This window comes from Dietzia timorensis, from assembly GCF_001659785.1.
GTDB classification, from domain to species: domain Bacteria; phylum Actinomycetota; class Actinomycetes; order Mycobacteriales; family Mycobacteriaceae; genus Dietzia; species Dietzia timorensis.
On the sequence record NZ_CP015961.1, the window covers coordinates 2,628,147 to 2,647,129 of the forward strand.

The 18,983-nt window shown below is 67.0% G+C and carries 18 protein-coding genes; 8 read left to right on the forward strand and 10 right to left on the reverse strand.

Annotated features, from left to right (window positions below; all coding sequences use genetic code 11):
- Positions 1 to 5: 5 nt before the first annotated feature.
- Entirely contained in the window at positions 6 to 317 is a 312-nt protein-coding gene (locus BJL86_RS12175; RefSeq protein ID WP_067472836.1) for a hypothetical protein, read from the forward strand.
- Here BJL86_RS12175 and BJL86_RS12180 read toward each other — a convergent pair.
- On the reverse strand, positions 314 to 1,792 hold the full coding sequence (locus BJL86_RS12180; protein WP_067472839.1) for an acyclic terpene utilization AtuA family protein: 1,479 nt from the start codon (positions 1,790 to 1,792) through the stop codon (positions 314 to 316). The genes BJL86_RS12175 and BJL86_RS12180 overlap by 4 nt on opposite strands.
- 80 nt (positions 1,793 to 1,872) lie before the next feature.
- Between BJL86_RS12180 and BJL86_RS12185 the strand changes: the two genes are divergently transcribed.
- The 4 genes from BJL86_RS12185 to BJL86_RS12200 all read left to right on the forward strand — a co-directional run bounded on the left by BJL86_RS12185 (position 1,873) and on the right by BJL86_RS12200 (position 5,227).
- On the forward strand, positions 1,873 to 2,562 hold the full coding sequence (locus BJL86_RS12185) for a class I SAM-dependent methyltransferase (protein ID WP_067472842.1): 690 nt from the start codon (positions 1,873 to 1,875) through the stop codon (positions 2,560 to 2,562).
- 10 nt (positions 2,563 to 2,572) lie between these two features.
- Positions 2,573 to 3,133 carry a GNAT family N-acetyltransferase gene (locus BJL86_RS12190; RefSeq protein WP_067472845.1) on the forward strand — a complete coding sequence of 187 codons (561 nt, stop codon included), beginning with the start codon at positions 2,573 to 2,575 and terminating at the stop codon, positions 3,131 to 3,133.
- A gap of 126 nt (positions 3,134 to 3,259) precedes the next feature.
- Positions 3,260 to 4,486, forward strand: a complete 1,227-nt coding sequence (locus BJL86_RS12195; RefSeq protein ID WP_067472848.1) for an ATP-binding protein — start codon at positions 3,260 to 3,262, stop codon at positions 4,484 to 4,486.
- A 96-nt stretch (positions 4,487 to 4,582) separates the two neighbouring features.
- Positions 4,583 to 5,227 (forward strand): M23 family metallopeptidase, encoded by a 645-nt coding sequence (locus tag BJL86_RS12200; RefSeq protein WP_197487547.1) that lies wholly within the window; start codon positions 4,583 to 4,585, stop codon positions 5,225 to 5,227.
- A gap of 45 nt (positions 5,228 to 5,272) precedes the next feature.
- Here BJL86_RS12200 and BJL86_RS12205 read toward each other — a convergent pair whose 3' ends face one another.
- The 7 genes from BJL86_RS12205 to BJL86_RS12235 form a co-directional block, all read right to left on the reverse strand.
- Positions 5,273 to 6,514, reverse strand: coding sequence for a fatty acid desaturase family protein (locus tag BJL86_RS12205; protein WP_067472854.1), 1,242 nt, complete (start codon positions 6,512 to 6,514; stop codon positions 5,273 to 5,275).
- A gap of 10 nt (positions 6,515 to 6,524) precedes the next feature.
- The gene (locus BJL86_RS12210; RefSeq protein ID WP_067472857.1) at positions 6,525 to 7,637 is read right to left on the reverse strand and encodes a ferredoxin reductase; all 1,113 of its coding nucleotides are present in this window, start codon (positions 7,635 to 7,637) and stop codon (positions 6,525 to 6,527) included.
- Between the two features lie 142 nt (positions 7,638 to 7,779).
- A complete protein-coding gene (locus BJL86_RS12215) occupies positions 7,780 to 8,442 on the reverse strand; it encodes a pentapeptide repeat-containing protein (protein ID WP_067472860.1) in 663 nt (220 codons plus the stop codon).
- A 50-nt stretch (positions 8,443 to 8,492) separates the two neighbouring features.
- The gene (locus BJL86_RS12220; protein WP_067472863.1) at positions 8,493 to 10,487 is read right to left on the reverse strand and encodes a vWA domain-containing protein; all 1,995 of its coding nucleotides are present in this window, start codon (positions 10,485 to 10,487) and stop codon (positions 8,493 to 8,495) included.
- A 5-nt stretch (positions 10,488 to 10,492) separates the two neighbouring features.
- Positions 10,493 to 11,911 carry a sigma 54-interacting transcriptional regulator gene (locus BJL86_RS12225; RefSeq protein ID WP_197487548.1) on the reverse strand — a complete coding sequence of 473 codons (1,419 nt, stop codon included), beginning with the start codon at positions 11,909 to 11,911 and terminating at the stop codon, positions 10,493 to 10,495.
- Positions 11,912 to 11,983: 72 nt separating this feature from the next.
- The gene (locus BJL86_RS12230) at positions 11,984 to 12,343 is read right to left on the reverse strand and encodes a nuclear transport factor 2-like protein (RefSeq protein ID WP_067472866.1); all 360 of its coding nucleotides are present in this window, start codon (positions 12,341 to 12,343) and stop codon (positions 11,984 to 11,986) included.
- 9 nt (positions 12,344 to 12,352) lie between these two features.
- Entirely contained in the window at positions 12,353 to 12,772 is a 420-nt protein-coding gene (locus tag BJL86_RS12235; protein WP_067472869.1) for a hypothetical protein, read from the reverse strand.
- Between the two features lie 81 nt (positions 12,773 to 12,853).
- Between BJL86_RS12235 and BJL86_RS12240 the strand changes: the two genes are divergently transcribed.
- The gene (locus BJL86_RS12240; RefSeq protein WP_067472872.1) at positions 12,854 to 14,236 is read left to right on the forward strand and encodes a M18 family aminopeptidase; all 1,383 of its coding nucleotides are present in this window, start codon (positions 12,854 to 12,856) and stop codon (positions 14,234 to 14,236) included.
- Here the strand turns inward: BJL86_RS12240 and BJL86_RS12245 are convergent.
- Positions 14,233 to 15,468: an MFS transporter gene (locus tag BJL86_RS12245; RefSeq protein WP_067472875.1), complete on the reverse strand. Its 1,236-nt coding sequence runs from the start codon at positions 15,466 to 15,468 to the stop codon at positions 14,233 to 14,235. The genes BJL86_RS12240 and BJL86_RS12245 overlap by 4 nt on opposite strands.
- A gap of 314 nt (positions 15,469 to 15,782) precedes the next feature.
- On the opposite strand from BJL86_RS12245, the gene BJL86_RS12250 reads away from it, so the two are divergent.
- Both BJL86_RS12250 and BJL86_RS12255 read left to right on the forward strand, forming a co-directional pair.
- Complete coding sequence (locus tag BJL86_RS12250) at positions 15,783 to 16,874, forward strand: IS110 family RNA-guided transposase (protein WP_067478616.1); 1,092 nt, start codon at positions 15,783 to 15,785, stop codon at positions 16,872 to 16,874.
- 14 nt (positions 16,875 to 16,888) lie between these two features.
- Positions 16,889 to 17,311, forward strand: a complete 423-nt coding sequence (locus BJL86_RS12255; protein ID WP_067477602.1) for a YccF domain-containing protein — start codon at positions 16,889 to 16,891, stop codon at positions 17,309 to 17,311.
- Here BJL86_RS12255 and BJL86_RS12260 read toward each other — a convergent pair.
- Positions 17,308 to 18,960: an AMP-binding protein gene (locus BJL86_RS12260; RefSeq protein ID WP_067477605.1), complete on the reverse strand. Its 1,653-nt coding sequence runs from the start codon at positions 18,958 to 18,960 to the stop codon at positions 17,308 to 17,310. The two genes, BJL86_RS12255 and BJL86_RS12260, sit on opposite strands and share 4 nt — an antisense overlap.
- Positions 18,961 to 18,983: the final 23 nt, after the last annotated feature.

Genomic DNA, 18,983 nt, shown 5'->3' on the forward strand with positions numbered 1-18,983 from the left:
GATCCATGTTCGCCACGCGAGGCCACCACGCACCCACGTACTCAGACCAGGAGATCTTTTCCACCACGCTCTACCCGCGCTCGCCGAACAGCGACTGGCGCGAGATCGCCATCCGCGCAGGCAGCCAGGCAGAAGCTGAACGGATCGCCATGCGCGTCGAGGAGGGCGGCTACTCGGGTATTTTCCTAGTCTCCCCGGCGCGCGCCTGCGCGCGGCTCGTCGACGAGTGGGGGCGGGTGTTCCGCGTCGGGAACTGGCCACGCGAAGACGGCGACGGGTCGGACGCAGGTGCGGCCGCGGACGCAGCCTCCGGTTAGGGACTGACCTCGAGCATCTCAGCAGGAACGTCGACGTCGGCGCGTCGCAGCTCGTCGCCGATCGAGGCCATCGTGCGCGAGATGATTTCCGGCGCCGCGCCGTCAACCACAAAGTTGACCGAGCGCAGGTTCGGCAGCTCGTAGCGTTTCTTGACGTAGCCGGACACGGCCGGAAGGGCCGACTCGATCGCGGCGATGTCGAAGGCCTCGCGCAACCACGCGAACGCGGCGTCGTCCCACACCCAGATAGCGATATTGCAGCCCGCCCCGACGGCACCGACGCGCACGCCCGCGAGCGTGCCGAGAGCGGTGGGACGGGTGCGGCCGCCAGGGACCGTCGCGTCGAGTTCCGGCACGAGGGTCAGCGCGTCGCGCGCGTCGCCCTTGCCCACCGCAGCGGTGCGCAACGGACCGCCGACGGGCTCACCGGAGCCGTCGGGATGCGTGACGACGCAGGTCGAAAGCTCCCTGGAGAGCCAGCGCAGCTCTCGGCGCACGAGGGCATCATCGCCTGCCCCGGTCTCCCACACGAACACGACTGCCTGCGCATCCGGTGGTAGCTCTCCGCGCGCGCCGCGTAGGACGACACGATCGAAGCCCTCCTGGCCGATCGCGATGCTGTCGATACGCAGGACCACATCCGGCGAGGGATACCGGGCCCCGCCGATCCCGTCGAGGAGCTGATCGGTGACGGTGCCGACGGTGACCGACCCCATCGCGCCGGGGTGCCTAGTGATGATGGCGGTTCCGTCGGCATGGATCTCGGCGACGGGATAACCCCCGGCGACAGGGTCTATCGCCGAGCGGGTCTGATCGGTCGAACCGCGGGAGGTGCCCGTCGCGCCCGGCCCGCCAGAGATGACATGCCCCACGGCCACGGCGCCGGCGAGGGCGTCGAGATTGTCACGCGTCCAGCCATGGTGGGCGATCGCGGCGCCGAGAACCAGCGCCTCCCGGGACACGCGCCCGGTGATGACGATCTGCGCGCCACCGTCGAGCGCGTGCGCAATGCCGAAGGCGCCGTAGGAAACGGTCGCGACCTTCGGCTCCGGCTCGCCCGCGGGAACCTGCCCGGCGAGCTGGTCGGGAGTGCACTCCCCCGCATCGATCCACGACACCGCGATGTCCGTTCCGCGCGCCGCCAACAGCTCGCTCACCTTCGCGGCGAGCGTCTCGGGCGCGAGCGCGCCGGCGTTGGTGACGATCGTGACGCCGCGACCGGCGACCATGTCGACGGCGTATTCGAGTTGGGTGAGGAAGGTGGTCTCGAAGCCGTCCCCACCTACGGATACCTCTTCCGCGAGACGCACCATCGCGACGTCGGAGAGCAAGTCCATCGCCAGCACATCGAACTGGGACCCGGCGATGAAGTCGCGCATCGCGCCCGCCCGGTCTTCTCGGCGGGCGGACATGTTGGCGATACGCAGGGCGGCATCGCCGCGCGCCTGCGGCGCCTGCGCGACGGGCTGGGACATCCTCGCCTCCTTCGGAAAGTATGTCTCCAACCGTACCGCCGTCGCAGGCCATGCGGCGGCAACCGGCTAGGTTGGAATCTATGAACGCTCCCGCCATCCCGCAGTCCGCGCTCGACGTCTTCGAGTCCACGAAGGGTTTCATGCCGCTCGACGAGGGGCGGGTGCTGCACGAGATCGCCTACTCGTATCTCGTCGGCGCCGGCGAGGGCCCCCGTCCCGCTGTCGGCGTGGAGATCGGCACCTACGCCGGTCGTTCGACCGTGCTGCTCGGGGAGGCCGCGCGCGCCGCCGGCGCCCGAATCGTCACCGTCGATCATCACCGCGGCTCCGAGGAACACCAGGTGGGCTGGGAGTACCACGACGCCGAGCTCGTCGACGCGCACACCGGCCGCATCGAGACCCTCGGTCTCCTGCGTCATACGCTCTGGGATGCGCAGCTCGACGATACCGTCCTCCCGCTCGTCGGTTCCTCGCCCGCGGCGGCGTCGGTGTGGTCGACTCCAGCGCGCTTCGTGTTCATCGACGGCGGGCATTCGGAGGCCGCCGCCCACGCGGATTTCGAGGGCTGGGCGCCGTGGGTGGAGGTCGGCGGAGCGCTGCTCATCCACGACGTGTTCCCCGATCCCGCGGACGGTGGCCGACCGCCGTTCGAGATCTACGAGCGCGCTCTGGCGACGGGGCAGTTTACCGAGGTCGCCGTCCAGGATTCGCTGCGCGTGCTGCGCCGGGACTCGGGAGAGATCGGCGCGCCGATGCCGCCGCGCGCGTAATATTCGCGCCATGTCCGACTCTCCGTCCATCGACTTTCCCGACCTGATCCCCGCCGAGGGGCTGGAGCTGCGTCGCCTGCGCGCGCCCGAGCACGGCGGGGACGCCACAGACGTCGAGGAGATCGACGGAGTGGTGCCGCCCGAGTCGATCCGAGAGACGTTCTACTACTTCACCTCCATCCCCGCAGGGGGCGGGCGCCTTGCCCAGTTCCTCGCCGAGGACGCCCCGCGGGTGACGTACGGCGTGTGGAACGCCGCCGAACCGCTCGGCAGTACAAGCCTCTACAACTGGGACCTTGCGGAGCGCACCTGCATGGTCGGCTACACCTGGCTGTCCCTCACGGCGCGCGGAACCGGCGCCAATGCGAAGGTCAAGGCCGCGCTTTTCGCCACCCTTGCCCGGCACGGTTTTACGGCCGTGCGGCTGCGTGCCGACGTTGCCAACGTCCGCTCGCGCGCGGCAATGCGCAAGATCGGCGCGAGGGAGGCCGAGGTCGAACCCGGGCCCAGGCTGTACGAGTGGGATCCCGAACGCCGCTCACGCTCGCAATACTTCGTCGTCGAACTCTGATCGAGAAGGTGGCGCCCCGGAGCCGTACACCGAGATACACATCTCCACAGCATCTGTAGCGGCTACACTGCGATACATGCATCGCTTGCGCGAATCCGGCGTCCGGCGTCATCGGGAGGTCTGTCCATGAGCACCGCGAATGCCGCACCCGGGCGGCAGGCCAACCCGTTTCGGCCGGGCTTCGGCCGGATGCCTCCGATCGTCGCGGGGCGCGATATCCATATCGGCCGGATCACCGATGCGATGGTCGACGGAGGCGGCGAGCACTTCCTCCTCCGCGGGCACCGCGGAATGGGCAAGACCGTGCTGCTCAGCCTGGCCGTCGACGCGGCGCTCGAGCAGGGCTGGCTCCCCCTTTCCACGACGGCGTCTTCGACTCTCGTGGAGAAGATCATCCATACCGAGATTCCCGAGATGCTCCGCACGCTCGAAGGCGGAAAGAGCGAGCGGGCGCAGGTCACCGGCGTGCAGATCGCCTCGGTCGGGCAGATCTCGACGACACGCACGAAAATCCATCCGAGCAAGCCGACGCTGGAATCGCGGCTGCGCGAGCTCGTCGACACCGCCGCCGCCGTGACCGGCAGGCCCACCGGCGTGCTGCTCACGGTCGACGAAATGCATCGCCAGGCGCTCGAGGACCTCGCCGAGATCGCCGCGGTGACCCAGACTCTGACCCGCGACAACTTCCCCATCGTCTTCGTCGGCGCCGGGCTGCCACCGAATGTCCACGCCCTTCTCGAGGAGCCGCGCACCACGTTCCTGCGCCGCGCTCAATCCATCGAGCTCGGACCTCTCGGCTTGCCGGACACGCGCACGGCGCTGCTCGACCCGTTCTATGACGCCGGACGCCGCATCTCCGACGACGCCGCCGATCTCGCCGCCCAGGTGACGCAGTCGAACCCGCACCTCATCCAGCTTTTCGGCCGAGAATTGTGGGATTCGGTGTCCGAGCGCGAGGCGGGCGACGCTGCAACGGTCGACGTCGACGACGTGACGACTGCGATTCCGCGGTTTCGCGAGCACATGCGCCAACAACTGCATTGGACGGCGCTCAAGGGGCTTACCGAGCGCCAGCGCGAATACCTCACGGCGGCAGCCCAGTTCGAGCTACCCACCGAGGCGCGCACGGTGCGCGAGCGCCTAGGCTGGACCGAGCAGACGGCGAACAACACCCTCACCGCGCTCGTGTCCGCCGGCGTCATGTATCGCCCCCAGCACGGCAGACTCGATTTCGCGGTGCCCTACCTGCAGGAACACGTGTACACCGAGGGCACCTCTATCCCGGATCTCGCGCCGATACATAAGCCGCCGCGGCATTCGGAGATCGCCAAGCTCCTCTTCCCCGGTTCCTGAATCGGCGGGAGCTACGAGCTTTCGACGCCTAATCGTTCACCGAAACGTCCCTCGTCGTTTCCGGCGGTGTATCCCGGCCATGGGCACTATGGAGTGGTGCCTCTCTCCTCCGCCGATCCCCTCGTCTTGTCGTATCCGTTTACCGGGCGCTGGCTCGCCCGGAACAGCCCCGCGCGCCGGATCCCGAGCCACGGCACGGATCTCATGGGCTCGACGTACGCGATAGATTTCGTCGCCGTGGGGGACGACCATAGGGGCGCGCCGTTATCCCTCGGCTCGGCGCTCGGCACGGAACCACCGGAGAAGTTCGTCGGCTTCGGCGCCCCGGTCAACGCGCCGATCGCAGGCCGCATCGTCGAATCGTATGACGGCGCACACGACCATGTCGCCCGGCGGTCCCAACTCACGCTCGTGCCATATCTACTCACCCAGGCGCAACGATTGCGCGAAGGAGTGCATGGTCTGGCCGGCAACTATGTCGTGATCGACATTTCCGGGGAGGGGCCCTTCGTCCTGCTCGCGCATTTGCAACGCGGCAGTGTGTGCGTGCGCGATGGTGATTTCGTCGAGCCCGGGCAGCAGGTGGCCTGCTGTGGGAATTCTGGAAACAGCACGCAACCGCACGTGCATCTTCAGGTCACCGACTCCACGGACTGGCGGAACGCGAACGGGCTCCCGCTCGCGTTCCGCCACCCGGGCGCCCCAGAGCTGCCGGCAGAATCGGAAATCGTCGACGTCTGAGCCCGGCGGTCCCCGACGCCGACGAGCGAGCGCTTCGGTCGGCCGCTAGTTCGCCGCGCGAACCGGCGCGTTTCTCAGTTCCCGGAGCGCCGTGCGCAGGCCGCGCCGCTTCCCCGTTGCCGGGTCGACGCCGAAGTGTGAGTTCATGCCCTCGAGAATCGCGAACCGGAGTTCCGATGCGGTTTCGGGGGCATCGTCCGAGGTGGCTTTTAGCATGGCATTGGGCACGGACAGCTTCGCGATCGTGCGGAACGACTGCCAGTACTGGTTGAGCAACGAGCCGGTCGTGTACGGCAGGTCGTAGCGTTCGCAGATGTCGCGCACGCGGACCGCGATCTCCTCGTACCGATTGCTCGGCAGGTCCGGATACATGTGGTGCTCGATCTGGTGGCTGAGGTTGCCACTCATGAGACGCATCACCGGACCGGCATGGAAGTTGGCCGAACCGAGCATTTGACGCAGGTACCAGCGCGCCTGGTCTTCGTCCTCATATTCCTCCATCGTGAACTTCTCCGCACCGTCGGGAAAGTGCCCGCAGAAGATCACCATGTATGACCAGTAGTTGCGCACGATGTTGGAGGTGAAGTTCGCCGTGATCGTGCTCTTCCAATTCGGTCCGGCGAGCAAAGGGAAGATGAGGTAGTCCTTTGCGGCCTGCTTACCCACCTTCTGGCCGATGATGCCCAGGTCCTTGAACGCCTGACGCCAGGTCTTCTCCTTCTCGCGCAACTTGGCGACCTCGACATGGTGCAGCGCAACACCGACCTCGAAGAACGTTCCCAGTAGGAGGTTGTAGAAGGAGTTACCGATATTCCACCACTCCCACGGTTGGTCGCGGGTCACGCGCAGAATCCCGTATCCGACATCGTCATCCATCCCGACGATGTTGGTGTACTTGTGGTGGACGAAATTATGCGAATGCTTCCACTGCACGCTCGGGCAGGTGTTGTCCCATTCCCACGAGGAGGAATGGATCTCGGGGTCGTTCATCCAATCCCACTGCCCGTGCATCACGTTATGGCCGAGTTCCATGTTCTCGAGGATCTTGGCCACCGAAAGCATCGCGGTTCCCGCGAGCCATGCGGGTTTGTAGTTGCTGAAGAACAGGCTCGCGCGGCCGGCGGCAGCGAGCCCGCGCTGCCAGGCGATCACCCGGTGCACGTACTTCGCATCCCTTTCCCCGCGACTTTCCTCGATGTCCTTGCGAATCTGCGCGAGTTCGGCGCCGAGATTCTCGATGTCCTCTTCGGTCAGGTGGGCGTACTCGTCGATGTCGGTAATGGCCATGTCTTGCCTCCTAGTGATCGATGGTGCACTCGCCGGACACGGCGCTGACACAGGTCTGAATGCGTTCGCCCTCGCGTCGCTCTTCGCCGGTACGCAAGTCCCGGACGTAACCGCTCGCGAGTTGGACGACGCAGGTTTGGCAGATTCCCATTCGACAGCCGAAGGGAAGCTGGATGCCGAGTTCTTCGCCCGCCTCGAGGATCGTGGTCGCACCGTCCAGAGTCACGGATTTGTCGGAGATCGAGAAGGTCAGCGTGCCTCCCTCACCGCCGTGATCCGTGCGGGCGATGGTGAACCGCTCGACGTGGAGCTGATCCCTACACTCTTGCGTCTCGAACTCGTTTTCGAGGTCGTCGAGCAGCGCCACGGGGCCGCACGCCCAGCACTCGCGTTCCCGCCAATCCGGGGCGGCATCGTCGAGGCGAGCCACATCGAACTTGCCCATGGAACGGGTGAGCTGGAGGACCAACGTGTAACCGCCGGGCGATTCCTCGAGCGCTTCCAGCTCCTCGCGAAAGATGACATCCTCGCGGGTCGGCGCGGAATGAATGTGGACGATATCGGGGAGATCGCCGCGAGCTGCAAGCCACCGGAGCATCCCGATCACGGGAGTGATGCCGCTTCCCGCGGTGACGAACAGGATCTTGTCCGGCACCGGCTCGGGGAGGTGGAAATCCCCCTTTGGCGCGGCGAGACGGATGATCGTCCCCGGCGCGACCCCGTCGACGAGATGGGAGGACAAGAAGCCGTCCGGGTTCGCCTTCACGGTGATCGAGATGACCTTGTCGCCGGACTCCCCCAACGATGTGAGCGAGTAGGAACGCCAATGCCAACGCCCGCCGATCTGTACTCCGATGCCGACGTACTGGCCGGGGGTGTAATTGACCGGAAAGCCCCATCCCGCGCGGATCGTCACCGTCGCGGTGTCCTCGGTTTCCTTCTCGACGCTGACGACGCGGCCCCGCAATTCTCGGGCCGACCACAGCGGGTTGACCAACCCGAGATAGTCGTCCGGGAGAAGAGGAGTCGTGGCACGCGCGGCAAGCCCGCGTACGACATTCATGCCCTTACGATTGGAGCCGACACCGGCGGCCGGCCGTTTGCTCCACTTCACAAAGTCCATGTCTCTCCTTTGGTCCGGCCACCCCTTAGCTTGACAAATCATACTTTACCGTCCAACTGTGACTTTTTTAACACGAGACGGTGAACGCGTGTGGAATCAACCCCTCCGATAAATTGACCAGCACTTTTAGATGTGCGCGGGGTCAATTCTCAATATGGATTCCGAGGTGCGCGGCGAATACTTCGGCCATCTGCGCCACCTGCTCCGCGGACATAGTCGCGCCGGCGAGGTCGGCCGCGTTACGCACAGCGAAGACCTCCAGCCCCCGGAGATCGACATGGGAAAGCTCGGAACGGGCGAGGTCCAATTCGGTGACCGCGCATTCGCCGAACCGCACCCTGGAGAGGCGCGAATCGGCGAGATCGAACTCCCCCAACTTGCACCCGACGAATTCGACGTCGCGAAGATGCGAGCCCCGCAGGTTGATCCACTCGATCTTGCATTCGGTGAAGCGCACAGAGCGCAGGGACGCCTCCACCATGTCGATCGCCCCGAAACGACACCCCTCGAAGACCACGGTGTCGAGCGAGGAACCCGCCAGGTTGAGGGTCGGCGCGTTTACGCCCGTGATCCGGGTGTCGACGGCGCGGATGTCCGAGAGTTTCGCGCCGTCCGCCGTCATTCCCGACAACTCACAGCCATCGAAGTTCGCGCCCACCAGGTCGAGTCCGGAGATATCTGCGCCGGAGAACCCGAGGTCCATATAGTCACCTCCGGCGCCGAGCTCCACAGCGTCGGCGTCCTTGAGGTCGCCAAGCGTTAGTGCCTTGATGACCGGAGGTTTGGTCGGCGTCGTGCGCGCCATCGGCGGGGCTCCTTCGTCGCGTGTCGGTACGGTCGGCTTCCGTGAGCCCGTTAGTCGATGTCTCCGAAATCGGGGCCGAACCGGGAGCTGAGGAACTCCTCCACGACCGCGGCGCCGAGGTCCTCGAGATCGGGCGCGACGACGGTGCCGTGCACGCGACGCGCCATAGCGTCGAGAAATCTCGCGAGCCCCGGGTTCTCGCCGAGCCGGAAGAACGTGACCTGCGCGCCGAAGCGCGCGATCCGGTCGAGCTCGGCGACCGTCGTAGCGATCGTCTCGCGCGCCGGCGGATAGGAGAACCACGGCTCGCCGCCGGGTTCCAGGTGCGCGGTCGGCTCGCCGTCGGTGACGACGAGAAGCACCGGCTGCATCGTCGGATGCTTGCGGAAGAACTGCCCCGCGAGCAGCAGCGCATGGTGCAGGTTCGTGCCCTGCTCGTATTCGACGTCTCGCTCGAGCAGCGCACCGATCTCCACCCGCTGCGCGTACCGCCCGAACGTGATGAGCTCGAGGTCGTCGCCGCGGAATCGCGTGCTCACGAGGTGGTGCAGCGCGAGCGCCGTGCGCTTCATCGGCACCCAGCGCCCCTCCATGACCATCGAGAACGAGGTGTCCACGAGCAGCACGACGGCCGCCTGCGTACGCGCCTCGGTCTCGTTTACCTCGATGTCTGACGGCGCCAATCGCAGCCCTTCGCGCGGATCCTCGCCCTCCCCTGCGGTGCGGGTGATCGCATTGGAAATGGTGCGCGGCACGTTCCAGGACTCGGTGTCCCCGAACTGCCACGGCCTACTCGCGCCGGTCTGCTCGCCGGCGGCTCCGGATGCGCGTGTGTCGCGGGTGCCTGTGCGGCCGGACAGCCGCGTCGCGGCGTCACGCAGCAGCGACTTCCCGAGCTTGCGCATCGCAGCGGGTGACAGGCGAAGATCTCCCTCGGCATTGCTGCGCAGGTATCCGGAGTCGTGCATCGATTTCTCGAGCCCGGAGAGCGTGCGCGCGCTTACCGCCGATTCGTGGCCGAGGTGGCGCTCGAGCGCTTCGATGTCGAGCTCGGACAGCGGGGACTCCGGCCCCCAGTCCCCGAGCTGATCGGATAGTGCATCGAGCTCGCCGAGCTCGGCCATCACCGACGTGCCCTCGCCGTAGCCGACCGGCTCGTCGCCGGTGAATTCCGCCGCGCCGTCCCAGTCCTCGTCCGGGCGCAGGCGTCGCAAGTTCGCATCCAGCGCGGAAAGCTGATTCTGGATGTCCGCCGAGCCGAAGGCCTGTGCCGACAGGTTCATCAGCTCGTTGCGCTGCTCCTCGCTCATCGACTGCAGCATGCGCTGGGCGGCCGCCGACCGCTGTGCGAGCACATTGATGAGCTCATCCACGTCCTTCGGATTTTCCGGAAAGTAGTCGCCGTAGCGCGACATGAAGTCGGCGAAGTCCTCGTCGGTGTCCTCGCCGCGGGCGTGGAGTTCGAGCAGCTCGTTGAGGTCTTCGAGCATCTCGGTCACGGCCTCGCGCTCGGACTCGCCCGCGTTCTCCAACGCGCGTTTCATCCCCGCGAAGCGTGATTCGAGAGCCTCGCGGCCGAGGAGATCCTGGATCTGCTTGTACGTCTCTCGGCCGTCGGACGAGGCCCATTCGTATTCGGAGAGACCGGCCACTTTTCCAGCCGTGGATTCGGGAAGGTTCTCGATGGTCATCTCCCGCAGCGTGCGATCGGTGGGATCCATGCGTGCGTCGCGGGCGAGCTGGCTTCGTTCGGCAAGTAGGGCCTTGTCCAGGAGCTTCGCGACCTCATCGAGGGTGCCGCCGAGGCGGTGCCGGCGCAAGAGTTCTCGGCGTCGTTGTTGCACTTGGCCGGACAGGTCGTCGAGCCCCAGCTGTTCGCGTCCGCCGCGGCGAAGGAATTCGCGTAGCGCCTGTTTCGGCGAGTACCCGCTCATCACGCCTTCGGACACCGCATCGAGCGCCTCGCCGAGGTCCAGCGGCGGGGCGAGCGGGTCGGGGCCGCCCAGGTAGCGGCCGTACCGTGCAGGTCGTTCTGGCCTGGCCATCGTAATTATCCGTACACCGTCTGGCCGTCGCCAGTGTCTTTCGACAGCCGCTGGGCGAGGTAGAGACCTTCGAGAGCGAGCTCGATCGCCCCGGCTCGTTCCCCCTCGCTCGTCGCGCCGAGTCGCTCGGCGATCTCGTCGTAGAGGCCCGGTTCTTCGAGTTCGGGGAGCGAATCGAGGAACTCGCGCGCCGTCACCGAACCGCCTGTGGTGATGAGGAGCGAGCCGTCAAACGCGTCGACGAGCGGCCCCAGGTCGAGTCCCGCGAAGTGTTCGCGCACAGCCTCCGCGGTAGCGATGCGCAGTAGGTGCACGAGGGTTTCGGCCTCCCGCCCTTCCTCGCCGGGCTCGAATTCGATCTTCCCCGCGAGCACGTCGAGCGCGGACTCCGTGTCCACCAGTCGGGCCACCGCCCCGTCGGTTCCCCGGACCGCGGCACGGCGGCGCGCGGAAGCGGCGACGGTCTCGGCGCCCGCGATCGCGAAACGCGCGGACACCCCGGCCGCCTGATTCACCGCAGGCGACTCACGCAACCCGCGGGTGAAGCGTGCGAGAATCTCCAGCAGCACCTCCGGTACCTGCGCGCTGAGCTCCGCCTCCTGGCGAATGACCGCGATCTCGTCGTCGATCTCGAGCGGATAGTGCGTGCGGATCTCCGCGCCGAAACGGTCCTTGAGTGGAGTGATGATGCGCCCGCGGTTCGTGTAATCCTCGGGGTTCGCCGAGGCGACGACGAGCACGTCGAGCGGCAACCGGAGCACGTAGCCGCGAATCTGCACGTCCCGCTCTTCCATCACGTTGAGCAGCGCGACCTGGATCCGTTCTGCGAGGTCGGGCAGCTCGTTGAGCGCGACGATCCCGCGGTTGGCACGCGGGATGAGCCCGTAGTGGATCGTCTCCGGATCGCCCAGCCTTCGTCCCTCGGCCACGCGCATCGGGTCGACGTCGCCGATCATGTCGGCGACCGACGTATCCGGGGTGGACAGCTTCTCGACGTACCGCTCGGAACGGTGCCGCCATTCGATACCGAGCGAGTCCCCCTCTGCCTCGGCGCGCGCGATAGAGGCCGCCATTATCGGCTCGAATGGGCTCTCACCCAGCTCGGACCCGGCGATCACCGGCGTCCATTCGTCGAGCAGCCCGACGAGCGAGCGGAGGAGGCGAGTCTTGCCCTGCCCGCGCTCGCCGAGGAGCACGATGTCGTGTCCGGCGATGATCGCCCTCTCCACCTGCGGCACGACCGTATGCTCGAATCCGTGCATCCCGGGCCACGGGTCCCGGCCCGCGCCCAGCGCCGCGAGAAGATTCTCGCGCATCTCCTCGCGCAATCCCTTGGCCGCGTACCCCGCCGCACGCAGCTCACCTAACGTCGAAATCCGAGGCTTCTCACTCACGCCGCCCACGGTAACCCTCTCGCCCGACATTCGCCGTGGCCCAGCACTACCGGGTGGTCCGCGCCCTCGCGTCCGCCCCGCCCGACGCCGTCCGGATCAGAACTACGCGCCCACGAGATAACTACGAATCGATGCGATCTTCCCGCTCTTCGCCGCCGAGGTGAACACGAGGAAATGCGCGAAATGCAGACGATCGCCGGATTTGGTCCGCGCGGTCCCGTCGACCGAGCCGAACTTCCCGTGCGTCACCACGTCGAGGATCTGCAGCTCCTCTATGTCCCCGCGCAGGTTATTCATGACGTCGGACGTGCTCGCCTCCCCCGGCAGCACCGCCCACTCCGGCTCTCCGGAAAACCATTCGCCGAAGAATTCCGAATCTGCCTCTCCCCACGCGCGAGCAAACTCGGCGACGGTCTGCATGCGCGGGGAGTTCCCGCAGTTTCCGGGCATCTCGAACTTCATGGCCTCTCCTTATTTCTCCCGCGGCTTACGTGGTGTGCGGGGTTTGCGGGGCTTCTTCTTCGGCTCGATCCGCCACATGTCGACGATCAGCTCACGCAGCACGTCGGACACGGGATCGAGGTGCGCGGCGTCGACCCGCCACATGTTCGCCCCGCCCGGGTACATGGGCGCGAGCTCGGCGATCTCTCCGACCCGATCGTCGAGTTCAGATTTCTGCTTGAGGAACAGGTGCCCGTCGTTGATCACCGCGACGCCACGCTCCCTGTCCGGATTCGAGACGAAATCCTCGTCCGGAGCGTCGAGCACCGTCGCGTACACCATGTATCCGCCGAACATCGCCCGCGTCCGGATATCCACGGGCAGCAGGTCCTCGGGCAGCGACACGGCCAGCGCGCGCGATGCCGCCTTCAACGCCTCGTCTCCCGCCATCGCTACCCTCTCCTCGTGCGTCCTACGTCCCGCATCTCGCGCCCGGCCTGGATCCGGCGGCGCTACCGCTAGCCTAGAAGAATGAGCACACCCGCGTCCGACAATTCCGCACACGCCGCGTCCGCGCCCGAATCCGGCCGCTTCGATACCGAAGACTTCCTCGATTTCGTCGCCGCGAGCCCGTCGGCCTACCACGCGGCCACCGAGGTCGGCCGCCGCCTGCTCGCCGCCGGGTTCGAAGAGCAGGACGAGACCGCGGACTGGGATGCGGGCCCAGGCGGCCACTTCCTCATCCGCGGCGGCGCCATCGCGGCCTGGTGGGTGCCACAGGCGTGTGCGCCGTCATCCAGCGGTTTCCGGATAATCGGCGCGCACACGGACTCTCCCGGGTTCAAGCTCAAGCCGCGCGGGGAGCTCGCGTACGAGCGCTGGCAGCAGGCGCCGGTCGAGATCTATGGCGGGCCGCTGCTGCACACGTGGTTCGACCGCGAGCTGGAAATGGCGGGGCGCGTCGTTCTCGCCGACGGTTCCGCGCATCTCGTGCGCACCGGTCCGTGGCTTCGGCTGCCGAGTCTCGCGATCCATCTCAACCGGGGCGCCAACACCGAGCTCAAGCTCGATCCCGAGCGGCACGTGCAGCCGATCTTCGGCTCCTCGGCGCGCCCCGGCAGCTTCCTCACGCTGCTCACCGAGGAGCTCACGCGCGCGGGCAAGGCGCCCGCGCACACGCCGATCATCTCCCACGACCTCATCACCTGCGACACCCAGCGCGGCGCCGCGTTCGGCGCGGGCGGGGAGTTCCTCGCCGCGCCCCGACTCGACAACCTCACCAGCGTCTACGCCGGTCTCCAGGCCTTGCTTGCCCTCGCCGGCGGCGGTGAGAGCACCTCTTCCGATGACGGCGGAGGAAGCGATATCGCCGTCCTCGCGGCATTCGACCACGAGGAAGTCGGTTCGGGCACGACCTCCGGCGCGTCCGGTCCCCTGCTCGCCGATGTGCTCTCGCGCACCGCGTGGGCCATCGGGGCCGACGGCGAACGGGAGAAGCAGATGTACGCGCGCTCGAGCTGCGTGTCTGCGGACTCGGCGCACGCGGTCCACCCGAACTATCCGGAGGTCCACGACCGCTCCCACCACCCGCACGTCGGCGGCGGTCCGGTGATCAAGGTCAACGCGAAGGCGCGCTACGCCTCCGACGCGGCGACCATCGCCTTGTTCATCGCCGCATGCGGCGAGGCCGGGGCGCCGTACCAGCACTTCGTGTCCAACAATCAGGTGCCGTGCGGGTCGACGATCGGCCCGCTCACCGCGACCCGCCTGGGAATCGACACCGTCGACGTCGGCGTGCCGCTGCTGTCGATGCACTCGGCGCGCGAGATGTGCGGCGCCTCCGATATGGACGCGCTCACCTCCGCGCTCGCGGCCTACTACCGCGATGGACTAGACGCCGGTCATCGCGGCTAGGTGCTGCTCGACTCGACCTCGCGTTCGGCGGCGCGACCTCGCAGCGCCGGGGCGGCGGCGATCGCCGCGAGCACGGCAACGAGCGGGATGATGAGCGCGTTGCGCAGCCCGAAGTCCTCACCGACGAGGCCGAGCGTGGGTGGTCCGGCGAGAAACGCGAGGTAACCGATTGTCGCGGCGAGCGAGACACGTGCGGCCGCGTCCGCCCCTCCGGACTCGGCCGCCGATCCGCCGGCCGCCGACAGGGCGACCGGGAAACCGAGGGAGGCGCCCAGGCCCCACAGCACGACCGCGGCCATCGCCGCCCAGGGCACATCGACGAAGGCGACGACCGCGAGACCCAGCGCGCCACTCACCGCGCTCGCTGCGAGGATCGGCGCCCGCCCGAAGCGATCGACGACGGCGCCACCGCAGAACCTCCCGAGGGTCATCGCCGCGGCGAAAACGAGGTACACGGTTGATCCCATCGCGGGCGCGAAGCCGTGCCCGTCGACCATGAGCAGCGGCAGCCAGTCGTTCGCGGTGCCTTCGGCGAGCGCCATCGCGAGCACTATGTAGCCGATACACAGCAGGCGTCGGTCGCGCAGGAGGATGAGCGTGGCGGGTGCCCGCGATGTTTCATCCCGCGCAGTGCCGCTCCCCTGTCGCTGCTCTGCCTTCCCGGTTCCCGCAGGCAACCGCCCGATGCTGACGGCGAACAGCCCCGCGGTCACGACGCCGATGAGCAGCATGTGCGTGACCACGTCGAAGTCCGAGGCGGTTGCGGCGATCCCGGCCGCCGCGCCGATTACCGTGCCCAGCGAGAAGAAGCCGTGGAGGAGCGGAAGGAAGTTCTTTCCGCCGGCCGCCTCGATCGCGGCGCCCTCGACGTTGAGGGCGACCTCGCCGCTGCCCATGCCCGCGCCGAACAAGAACAGGCCGAGCGCGACGAGTCCTGCGACGTCAGCAAGCGTGCCGAGCCCGATGACCGGCATCGCGGCGACGATTGCGACGGTGCCCAGCGCGGCGATCGCGCGAGCACCGAAGCGGGCGACGAGCGCACCCGAGGACAGGATGCCGAGCATCGAACCGATCGACAGACCGAAGAGGATGAGGCCCATCTGCGCGGTGCTCGCACCGAGGTGATCTCGGATCGCGGGGGTACGCGTCACCCACGAGGCCATGGAGATGCCTGGGACGAAGATCAACGCGAGCAGCGCCCATCGCCTGCTCCGGAGTGCCGAATTTGCCATCGCGGGCGAGACTACCCACCCCCGAGCGTTCGACGAGCGTCGGCGGTGTGACGGACCGCGAAACTACACTCGCGGTCAGTGTGAGACTTGGTGGTGCCGCGGATGTCGCGGTGGTTGGATCCTTTCCATCCGGTGACTGGCTCTTACACTCGCTGCCGCTCGACTTCGGGCTGGCTTGCATGCGTATTGCCGTCGCCGGGTGGGATGGACCGGCCGGCGTGACTTGATAGGAGCGTGCAGCTGCCCCACTGAGCTTTGTCCGCCGACCGGCCCGACCGTTCGACCCCCACTCGAATACAAGGGAGGCAGAGACCATGGTGGTCCTGATCGGCGCTGACGTCCACAAGAATTCACACACCTTCGTCGCCGTCGACGCGGCGGGCAAGCAGATCGGGCAGATCACTGTCCGCGCGACCCATAGCGGTCATGAGAAGGCCTACCGGTGGGCCCGGAAGAGTTTCATCGAACAGGACCGCCGGTGGGGGCTGGAGGACTGCCGTCACCTCACCAGCCTCCTCGAGCGTGATCTCCTCGCCCACGGCGAGCCGGTGGTCAGGGTGCCGGCGAAGCTGATGGCCCGACAACGCGCCACAGCACGCACGCGTGGGAAGTCCGACCCGATCGACGCTCTCGCCGTCGCGCGGGCGATGGCCAGGGAGGAGGATCTGCCAGCCGCGTTCACCGATGAGCAGGCGCGGGAGATCAAGCTCGTGCTGGACCGTCGGGAGGATCTGGTCGCAGAGCGGACGCGGGTGATCAACCGTCTACGGTGGCACCTGCACGAGCTCGATCCCGAGGTCGACCCCGCTCCACGCGCACTAACCCATCGTCCTGCCCAGGAGCGGGTGCGGGAGGTGATCGAGGCCGGTGCGGGGATCGTCGCGGAGATCGCGGGCATGAATCTGACCGACCTCGAACGGCTCTGCTCCTTAATCGGCGAGCTCGATGCGCGCCTGCGGGCTATGGTGCGAAAGCAGGAGCCGGTACTGCTGGAGATCCCCGGATGCGCGGAGCTGTCGGCCGCGAAGATCATCGCCGAGACCGCCGGGATCGAGCGATTCGCCACGGAGTCGAAGTTCGCGATGTTCGCCGGCTGCGCACCGATCCCGGTCTGGTCGGGCAAGACAGAAGGCAGAGTCCGGTTGAACAGGGGCGGGAACCGGCAGCTGAACTGCGCGATCCACCGCATAGCGATCACCCAGACCCGCCTCGAAGGACCCGGCAAAGAGTACTACGAACGCCTCCGAGCAAAGGGCAAGACCGTCATGGAAGCCCTGCGCTGCCTTAAGAACCAGATCGCTCGCCGCATCTGGCGCACCCTCACCCGAGTCCACGCCGAAACCCTCACCAACACCCCGATCCCACTGAACCCCACCCCAACGACTTGCGCCTCGCAAGCCGCTTGACATAGGAGATACGCATGCGTTCACTCATCGCCTTGATTCTCAACATCATCTGGTTCATCACGGCCGGCCTGTGGCTGTGGCTCGGCTACATTCTCGCGGGAATCGTCGCGTGTATCTTCATCGTCACCATTCCGTTCGGTGTCGCGAGCTTTCGCATCGCGGGGTTCGTACTGTGGCCGTTCGGCCGGGAGGTCGTCGACAAGGGCGCGCCGACGGGCGCGGGCACCATCGGCAACATCATCTGGTTCGTCGTGGCCGGGCTGTGGCTCGCCGTCGGACACATCATCACCGCTGTTGCGCAGGGTGTGACGATCATCGGGTTGCCGCTGGCCTGGGCGAATCTCAAGCTCATCCCGGTCACGTGCTTCCCGTTCGGTAAGGAGGTTGTCGCGTCCTCTGATCGCAACGCGGCGATGGTCCCTGTCGCGCGGCGTTAGACGGTCGGGCTTCGTCGGTCGATGTTCGGCGCCGCCTCGGCGACGAGACGCCGCGCCCACGCATAATCGGTTTTGCTCGAGGGGTGCCGTTCGATGGTGTCGACCTGCCAGAACGCTGCGGGGATCTTGTAGCCGGCGAGGTGGGCACGCAGCCCGGTTTCGACGGCGGCGAAATCGATGGGTTCGCCGGGCTCGGCTGCCTGCACGATCGCCCCGACTCGGTGGCCGAACCGCTCGTCGGGGACCCCGAGTACGACGGCGTCGGCTACCTCTCCCAACGACTTGAGCGCAGTCTCCACTTCTTCGGCGAAAATCTTCTCGCCGCCGGAGTTGATCACCTGGCTGGCGCGCCCCAGCAGCAGAATATTGCCGTTCCCGTCGTATTTCCCGCGGTCCCCGGTGAACACCACACGCTCGCCGTCATACTCCCGGAAGGTTTCCGCGCTCCTCACGGGATCTCCGAGATAGCCGCTGGGAAGATATCCGCGTTTGATGATCCAGCCCGTCTCATTCGAGTCGTCGGGGAGCTTTTCCTCGAAGTCGTCGACGAGGAACATCGTGTTCCCACGCGGGATTCGCGGGCCGTGCGATTCGAAGAGCGAGCCATCGTCGGCGTTGGCTTTGGTGGCCGTGCCGAGCCCGCCGAAGCCGCTTTCCGACGAGCCGAAGGCGTCCATGATGAGAAGGTCGGGGTGGAGTTCGAACAGCTCCTTCTTGAGCGACGGCGAGAATACCGCGGCGCCGGACGACACCATGAACAGACTTGACACGTCGACCGGCTCGGCGCGCAGGCGATCGACCATCGGCCGGATCATCGCATCGCCTGCGACGATCGCGACCTGCAGCCGGTGCCGTTCGACCTGGCGCCACACCTCGGCACTGTCGAAATGAGGAAGGTAGTAGAGCGTGGATCCGCCGAAAAGTTGGGTGAGCGACGGCATGAGCCCGGAGGTGTGGATGAGCGGAAGCAGGACGAGGCTCCGCACCGGATCGCCGAGCGCCCCGTTCCTGGCCTGCGTGTATTCGTCGGCCACGGGTTCGAGAGTGTAGTAGTCGGATCCGCCGCCGAGGCTGCGCCACAGGTCCTCGTGCCGCCACACCACGCCCTTGGGGTTGCCCGTGGTCCCACCGGTGAACACGAGGAAGATGTCGTCGGCCGAACGCTCGATATCCGGGCGATCGGGCGACGCTGCAGCGAGGAGTTCCGCGGCCTCGATTGCTCCCGCGGGCACGGCCGTGGTGTCGCTGCCGTCGTCGACGACGACGGTGTACCTGAGCGAGTCGACGCCCGCAGCGGCGTCCGCGAGCGCGGCACCGAATTCCCGCCCGAACACCACCACCTCGGTATCGGCGTAGGACAGGAGATACTCGAGCTCTTCGCCCGCGTAGCGGAAGTTGACCGACACGGGCACCGCGCGCAGCTTGAGCGTCCCGAGGAACGCGGCGATGCAGTCGATCCCGTTGCGCATCTCGATGCCCACCCGGCCACCGGCATCTATCCCGAGCCCGGCCAGCGCGTGCGCCCAGCGGTTGGCTTCCGCGTCGAGTTCGGCGAAATCGACGGCGCGCTCGCCCTCGACCACGGCGGTCCGGCTGGTTCCGAAGGCGTCGGCGGCGTGTTCGTACAGGTCGGCAAGATTGTGGGCCATCGAAAAACTCCTAGCGGCGTGGG